The organism is Dactylosporangium darangshiense (assembly GCF_039537565.1).
Classification (GTDB): Bacteria; Actinomycetota; Actinomycetes; order Mycobacteriales; family Micromonosporaceae; genus Dactylosporangium; species Dactylosporangium darangshiense.
In genome coordinates, this window is sequence record NZ_BAABAT010000150.1 from 1 (window position 1) to 2,691 (window position 2,691).

At 70.5% G+C, this 2,691-nt stretch carries 2 protein-coding genes; both read left to right on the forward strand.

Annotated elements, in window-relative coordinates; genetic code table 11:
- Window positions 1-1,098 (forward strand): thioesterase domain-containing protein (locus tag ABD901_RS58300; protein ID WP_345144952.1); only part of this gene is annotated, 1,098 nt, incomplete at its 5' end.
- Between the two features lie 68 nt (window positions 1,099-1,166).
- The coding region (locus ABD901_RS58305; RefSeq protein ID WP_345144954.1) for a condensation domain-containing protein at window positions 1,167-2,691 on the forward strand (1,525 nt) is incomplete at its 3' end.

Genomic DNA, 2,691 nt, shown 5'->3' on the forward strand with positions numbered 1-2,691 from the left:
ACCTACCAACCCCCCACCACCCCCACCGAACAACACCTCACCACCATCTGGACCGACCTCCTCGACCTCGACCACATCGGCATCGGCGACGACTTCTTCAACCTCGGCGGCCACTCCCTCCTCGCCATCCAGGTCCTCACCAGGACCCAGGCGCACGGCTACGACCTCAGCCTCGCCGAGCTGTTCGACCACCCCACCATCGCCGCCCTCGCCGCCCTCATCGACTCGCGTGCCCCGGCGGCCGCGCCGGAGCTGACGTCCGCCGTCCTGCTTCGCGGCGGCGGCACCGGCCCCGCGCTCTTCGTCGTGCACTCGGCCACCGGTGACGTCACCGAGTTCGACGAGCTCGCCGGTTCGATCGCCGGCGACCGGCCGGTGTACGGGCTGCAGGCGCCCGGACTCGACGAACGCAGCCAGCCGCTGGGTTCGATCACCGCGATGGCGTCCGCGTACCTCGAGGAGGTGCAGGCACTGCAGCCCACCGGGCCGCTGTTGCTCGCGGCCTGGTCGATGGGGGCCCACGTCGCGGTCGAGATGGCGCGGGAGGCCGTCGCGGCGGGGCGGACCGTCGGCGGCGTGTTCCTGATCGGTCCGTCCGTCGATCTGCTGCCCGGCCGCGACCGCTCCTTCGAACGGCAACAGCGGGAGCAGCTGAGTGCGCTGCTGCGCGACCTCGATGCCACGATCGCGGCCGCGCCCGGCACCCGGCTGCCCGCCGCCGTCGAGGAGGAAGTGCTTCGCCACTCGGCGCTCGGCCGCGCCCACGAGGCGGGCATCCGCGCCGGCGACAAGCATCGGCTACGGGCCGCCCGGGTCATGATCACCAACTTCCTGGCGAGTATCGAGCATCTGGAGCGTGTGCCGATGCCGGACGCGTACGACGGGCCGGTCGTGCTGTTCATCCCGCAGGACGCACCGGGCCGGCAGCGGCGCCGGACGGTCCGGCAGTGGCGCTCCCTACTGCGCGGCACGCCGAGAGTGATCGATGTGCCCGGCCGGCACCACACAGTGATCCACGGCGCCGGCGCCGCCACGGTCGGCCGCTGGCTGAGCGCCGAGATGGGCCGTTGGCAACCGGACACGGGAGGCACGCCGTAGAGCCCCGGCCAGAGCCCGCATCCGACGCCAGTCCGACCGGCCCCACCGACCATCACGGGAGAAACCTGATGCTTTCCGAGGCGAAGCGAGAACTGCTGCAGCGACGGCTGCGCGGCGAAGCCGTTACGGCCCCCAAGCGCATGGAGCGGCCCGACGGTCCGATCCCGCTTGCCTACGCGCAGGAGCGCATGTGGTTCCTGGCACAGCTGGATCCCGAGACCGCGGAGTACAACACCACGCTCAACATCCCGTTCGACGGCCCGCTCGACGTCACGGCGCTGACGTCCGCCGTCGACGTGATCATGGAGCGGCACGAGGCGCTGCGGACGCGGATCGTCGCTGACGCGGACGGCGTCCCGCACCAGGTCATCGATCCGGTACGCCCGTTTCCGCTGCGCCCCGTGGACGTCGCCGACCAGCCGGATCCGCGCCGCGCCGCGCACGAGCTGATCGCTGCGGACTGGCGCACGCCGTTCGACCTGGCCGCCGGCCCGCTGGTCCGCGGGCTGCTGATCCACCTCGCCGACGATCAGCACCTGCTGTCGCTGATCATGCACCACGTCGTCACCGACGAGTGGTCGAACCGGATCATCCGGCAGGAGCTGCTGGCGGTGTACGAGGCCGAGCTCGGCGGCCGGCCGTCGCCGCTGGCCCCGCTGAAGATGCAGTACGCGGACTACGCCATCCTGCAACGCAAAACCCTGGTCGGCGACGCGATGGAGCGCCAACTCGCGTACTGGCGGGATCTGCTGCACGACCCGCCGATCCTGGACCTGCCGGTCGACCACCCGCGGCCGCCGGTCCGTGTCCCGATCGGGGCGGTGCAACGGTTCCGGGTTCCGGCCGACGTCGTCGCCGGGCTTCGCGAGGCGTCACGGCGCGCCGACGCGACGATGTTCATGACCCTGTTGACGGTCTATGCGGTGCTGCTGAACCGGTACTCGGGCCAGGACGACGTGCTCATCGGGACGCCGATCGCGAACCGCAGCGGAGCCGACACCGAGCGCATCGTCGGGTTCCTGGTCAACACGCTGGTGGTGCGGTTCGACCTGAGCGACGACCCGACCTTCGGCGAGCTGCTGGAGCGGACCCGGAGGCAGACGCTGGCGTCGTACACGTATCAGGACGCACCGTTCCCGCTGATCGTCGAGCAGGTGGTCCACGAGCGCGACCGCTCCCGGCAGCCGCTGAACCAGACCTTCTTCAACTACTACGGCTATGACGCCGCCCGCTACCAACGCAGCGGGTCCGCGGCCGAGCTTCCGGACTCCGACATCCAGATGCTGGACGGCGTACCCGTCCAATGGGACATCCGGCTGATCTTCACCGAGAACGTCGACGACATCGACGGGGTGGTGGAGTACACCACGGCGTTGTACGACCACACCACCATCACGCGTGCCATCGGCCATCTGCGGGCGTTGTTGGCGGCGGTGGCGGCGGATGCGGAGCGTCCGGTGTCGCGACTGCCGCTGCTCACTACGGCGGAGACGGCGCAACTGACGCAGTGGAACGACACCGCAGTCGCATTGCCGGTCGTGGGTTCGGTGCTGGACCTGATCGACTTCGACCGGGACGCCACCGCCGTCCGGT